This window comes from Flavobacterium sp. Leaf359 (genome assembly GCF_001423985.1).
Taxonomy (GTDB): domain Bacteria; phylum Bacteroidota; class Bacteroidia; order Flavobacteriales; family Flavobacteriaceae; genus Flavobacterium; species Flavobacterium lindanitolerans.
On the sequence record NZ_LMPW01000005.1, the window covers coordinates 434 to 5,908 of the forward strand.

Consider the following 5,475-nt stretch of genomic DNA (forward strand, 5'->3'; position numbering starts at 1 on the left):
GGAAGGCTGGCACGACACCTACTATGTCTATGACGATTTCGGGAACCTCGCCTTCGTGCTCCCTCCGCTCTCCGACGGGAGCACAAGCCAGGCAGACCTGGACGGGCTCTGCTACCAGTACCGCTATGACGAGCAGAAAAGGCTCGTGGAAAAGAAGCTTCCGGGCAGGCAGTGGGAATTTATCATCTATGACAATCTGGACCGTGTTATTGCCACGGGCCCGGCACTCTCGCCCTTCAATGACATTACCGCATCCGGGTGGCTGTTTACCAAATACGACGTGTTCGGGCGTGTTGCCTATACCGGATGGATGCAGGCCTCGGTGACAAGTGCCGAAAGGAACACCCTGCAGGCGGCACGAAACGCCCAGACATCCAATCTGAGCGAGGCCAAAACCGCATCGGACAACACCGTGAACGGCGTGGCCTTCCGCTATACCAACCAGGCATGGCCTACCGGTTCCGGATGGCACGTGCTCACGGTAAACTACTATGACGACTATTCCTTCCCGGGAGCGCCTGCAGCCTTCCCTGACGTGGAAGGGCAGCCGGTATACTACAACCTCACGGTACTGCCAAAGGGCCTGCCGACAGGTTTCTGGACAAGGGTTCCGGAAGCCTCCACTGCCGTGGCGGGGGAACTTTCCTATAACTTGTACGACCATAAGGCCAGGCCTGTGCGTGTCCGTACCCTAAACCATATGGGAGGATATACCCAGGCCGACACGAAACTCGACTTTTTCGGAAAGGTACTCTATACGGTAACCGAACACAAGCGCACCAACGCGGATGCCGCACTCACGGTACGTGAAGACTTTGCATACAGCAGCCAGGACAGGCTCCTTTCGCGTACCCACAAGGTCAACAACAATCCTACGGAACTCCTCTCGATGAATGCCTACGACGAACTGGGCCAGCTCATCTCCAAAAAGACGGGCGGACAGGACCTTTCGGGGAACAGTCCTTTCCAGAAGGTAGACTATGCCTATACCGTACGCGGATGGCTGAAAGGAATCAACGATACGGGAACGCTTTCAAAACCGGGGGACCCTCTGGACCTGTTCGCCTTCAGGATAAACTATGACCGGGTCGAGAACACCACCGGATATGAGGTAAAGCCCCTCTATAACGGGAACATAGCCGAAACCTTCTGGAAGGCGGCCAGCGACAACTACCTCAGGAGCTACGACCATGCCTACGATGCCATGAACAGGCTTACCCGGTCCTTCTACCAGAAGGAAGGGGCGGCAACGCATTCCTATAATGAGGACGTGCAGTACGACAGGAACGGAAACATAAAAGGGCTGCAGAGAAACGGGGCCAGCGACGGGGCCATTGGGCAGGGCATCGACATTCTTACCTATACCTACGACCCGCAAAAACCGAACATGCTGCGCAAGGTGATGGACGCTTCCCTAAGCCCGCAGGGCTTTTACGACGACAGCGACGGGATTACCGATCCCGTGGACGACTATGCCTATGACGATTTCGGGAACATGACCGCAGACCAGAACAAGAACATCACGGAAATACTCTACAATCAGCTTAACCTTCCCACAAAGATAACTTTCGGTTCGCTAAAGCGAAAAATAGACTATCTTTATACCGCTAACGGAAAAAAGGTAAGGAAGAACCTTAACAGCAGGGACCTGATGGAAATAGGCTCTATAGACTATCTGGACGGGTTCCAGTACAGGGACGGATGGTTACAGTTCTTCCCAACGTCCGAGGGCTATGTTAGGGCTACGGTAGTCAACGGGACCACAGCCTACAGCTATGTATACAACTATACCGACCACCTGGGCAACATCAGGCTTTCCTATGCGCAGGACCCGGCCTCGCCCACAGAGCTGAAGATACTGGAAGAGAACCATTACTATCCATATGGGCTAAAGCACACCAACTATAATTCCGACCTGTTGGTACACAGGGAATACAGGGGTGTCCTGGGGATAAAGGAACCGGGACCTATTGAGCCTTTGGTACCGGTGCTGCCCTATAACTACAAGTACAACGGGAAGGAATTACAGGACGAGATGGGACTGAATATGACGGCAATGGACTTCAGGCAGTATGACAATGCATTGGGAAGGTTTAACAGTTTGGATGCACTAGCCGAAATGCAATATTCATATACACCATATCATTTCTCAGGAAACAATCCTATATTTTTCAGCGACCCAATGGGTTTGATACAGGGTGGACCGATGATTAATGCAATGTGGAACAATACCCCGGCCGGCACAAATAGTTTTTGGCAGAATGACGGGAGCGGCCTGTTTTATTCTGAATCATCCTCAAGCAATACTGGCTTTGTCGGAATTGATGGTTTTGGTACCTTCTACGATAATCTAATGCCCCCGGTTACCTTAACATATGGAACTTCAGGTGCAGGGTTAATAATACAAAACCACATATACAAATATGGTGATCAGGAAGGAAAGAAGGTTACTAAAAAAAGTGCTGGTATAACTAAAAATGACAATGCTGAAATTATAATTGGAAAATTACTCAAAGCTATGAAAAATGGAGATTATATAGATGGAGGTGATTTAGATTTTCTTAATTCCAAGATTGGCTTATTAATTAATGAAGCAACGATGAACTCACATGGAGAATTAACAATAGACCGGACACTAGCAGGAGGAATAGCAGGTATCAAAAAAAATGCAAAACTTGTATTAACACCTGGGAGTATCGGAAATATGAAAGGATATAATTTTGAACTAACAGGTGTTTCAGAATCTATAAAAAACAAGATATATACTTCCGGATTTATTAACGACAATAAATTATATTTTTATGAAAAAGGTAAACTATTTTCTGTATCAATTGAAAAATGATAGAAGAGCTTTCATGTTTTATTCTTTTGTAATCATTTTTAATGCCACTTATTTAATAAATAATAACGACAGGTTTATTCTTTTTGGCAGTGGGTATGGTTTGGAGAAAATTATTACAAATAATAAAATTTCAAACTCAATAATATCGGTAGATCAGTTTCTATTAAGAGGGATAAGTTTTTTAAGCAATCTTATACTTTTCAATTATATACTTTTGATGCTTTATTCTATAATTTTCAAATTTCATAAAACATTTAAACTTGAAACTTTTTTAGTTTATTTAATTAATATTGTACTGATTTTAATCATTATATCTCTATTAGCAATGTCAATGTGGTAAAATAGAATTATTAATTACAACCAATATGATTACAAAAACCCATTAAATAAATCACAAGACGCCGGACAATTTGATTCGGCGTTTTTATTCTAAAAAAATCTGATTCCGATAATTGGGAAAAAAAGGCAAAAACGGCCAGTAGCATGTTCTTACAATGGATTACGGGAGGATTCGGGAAATCGACTTATAATACTTTTAATAGTGATGAAATAGCGGAGTCATTTAAAAATGCAAAAGGCGTAGAGGCTGCATTAAACTACTTCTATAATAAATATAAAAATTCAACAACCTTGAAAAATGCAAAAGTAGAAGATTACGGTGTATCATTTGGACTCAAAGGACTTTTTCAAGCTGGTTTTGATCCGATTGAGCAGTTTGTGGGCAGTTACAATGTTAACATTTATTTCAGATCTTATTCAATGGGTTCAGGAGGATATTTAGAAATAGTTATTACAAATACGACATCAATGACATCATTCGCTTACCACCTATTGCCTTCGTATGACACAGGTGGACCAGGTAGCAATGCCCATCAAAGATACCAATTCAGTGTAAATGTTGATTATTCTAAACTCAATAAAATTAAATCATGAAAAAAACTATTTCATTAATATTAACATTTTTTTTAAGCCAATGTTTTCTTTGTTGTGGCTTTGTTAGGGATGAGCAAATTGTTGGAAAATATCATATTTTTGCTGTAGATACCGAAAATGAATCCTGTTTAGGTTATCAACTCGAAGACGGAAACTCTATTTGTATTGTTCCTCCAAAAGTTGTTGCATATTGTAAGAATGGGCAATATATTTTGGTAAAACAAATGGATGTTGAAAACAAAAAAAAATTAAATTATTACATCGTTCCTATATTAAGTAATAATCAAACTGTTTTCCCTGACGATAGTATAGTTGGTCCACTAAATAGAAATCAATTCGATAAAGAAATCTTAAAAATGAGATTAGGGAACTTGGAATTTAAAAAGATAAATTAATTATCATCTATAATTCGTCAAATGTGTTAGCAGTTTGTTTGTTTTTATAATATATCTATATTCAAGACTCTATTGTTTTAAAAATCAAAATAGCGAAGGTTATTTTGATTTTTAAAACGATAGAGTTGATAGAGCCAAAGATAGTGGAAGAGTGGCATTATCACCTTCTAGTCCAAACTACACCAACTATAATTCCGACCTGTTGGTACACAGGGAATACAGGGGTGCCCTGGGGATAAAGGATCCGGGACCTATTGAGCCTTTGGTACCGGTGCTGCCCTATAACTACAAGTTCAACGTAAGGGAATTACAGGACGAGATGGGGCTGAATATGACGGCAATGGACTTCAGGCAGTATGACAATGCACTGGGAAGGTTTAACAGTTTGGATGTTTTGAGCGAATTGGCTCCCGGCATAAGCCCTTATCGTTTTGCATTCAACAACCCTGTATCTTGGGCTGATCCAACTGGCCTTTTTGAAACAAAGAAAGCTGCCATGGCCCATATAGAAGCTTATGGACTTACTGGCGCAACCGTATCTTATAATAATACCAGAGGTTATTGGGAAATTGACAATAATGGTTATACCTTTGGATATGATAATGGTAGTTTTCAGCTGGCCTATGTTACCGAAGAGGGTGTAGTTTTTGAAAGTTGGGGTGTTGCTCCAGGCAATAATTCAAATTCAAATGACACTTTACAATCTTATGTATGGGAACTAAATACTACAATAGGAGCTGCCTCTACGGTTGCTGCTTACTATTCTGGTTTTTTACAGTACAATGAATTATGGCATAAAACAAAAGGAAATGGATATTCATTTGCTTGGAAAAACAAATGGAAAAATCCTGGGGCAAAAGCTTGGAGAAACAAACAGGTGAAAAAATTTGCTGGACCTAGAAAGTTTGGCACTACACTACAAAAGGCAGGAGGAATTGCTTTAGGAGCTGACATTGTATTGTCGGGTGAATTGAAACCTTCTCATGTTGTAAACGGTGCTATGTTAGCAATTTCAGGAACTGGTGTAGGCTCAATAATAGCAGCAGTATGGTTTATCGCCGATTATGGTACAATGGGCGTTAATTATCTCTCGGGAAATGGCGCTAAAGGACTAGGAGATATGCTAGACGAACAAATGGGAACATACGAAATGTATGATGGATTATATTAAAAATACAGAAAATGATTAAAAGTAAAATTACAGGGAATGCCTATTTCTGGAGTATCTTTACGATAATACCATTATTTGGCTCAATAGTTTTCGCACACAGAATACTAAAAAGACCCTATTTGAATATTAGTGAC

The 5,475-nt window shown here is 41.4% G+C and carries 4 protein-coding genes; all 4 read left to right on the plus strand.

Annotated features, from left to right (window positions below; translation table 11 throughout):
* Window positions 1–2,842: RHS repeat domain-containing protein (locus ASG38_RS04045; protein WP_304437726.1), on the plus strand; the 2,842-nt coding region annotated here is incomplete at its 5' end.
* A gap of 483 nt (window positions 2,843–3,325) precedes the next feature.
* Window positions 3,326–3,775 (plus strand): hypothetical protein, encoded by a 450-nt coding sequence (locus ASG38_RS04055; protein ID WP_056067426.1) that lies wholly within the window; start codon window positions 3,326–3,328, stop codon window positions 3,773–3,775.
* Window positions 3,772–4,170: a hypothetical protein gene (locus tag ASG38_RS04060; RefSeq protein WP_056067428.1), complete on the plus strand. Its 399-nt coding sequence runs from the start codon at window positions 3,772–3,774 to the stop codon at window positions 4,168–4,170. The genes ASG38_RS04055 and ASG38_RS04060 overlap by 4 nt, the downstream gene beginning before the upstream one ends.
* A 151-nt stretch (window positions 4,171–4,321) precedes the next feature.
* Entirely contained in the window at window positions 4,322–5,341 is a 1,020-nt protein-coding gene (locus ASG38_RS04065) for an RHS repeat-associated core domain-containing protein (RefSeq protein ID WP_056067430.1), read from the plus strand.
* The last annotated feature ends 134 nt before the right edge of the window (window positions 5,342–5,475 follow it).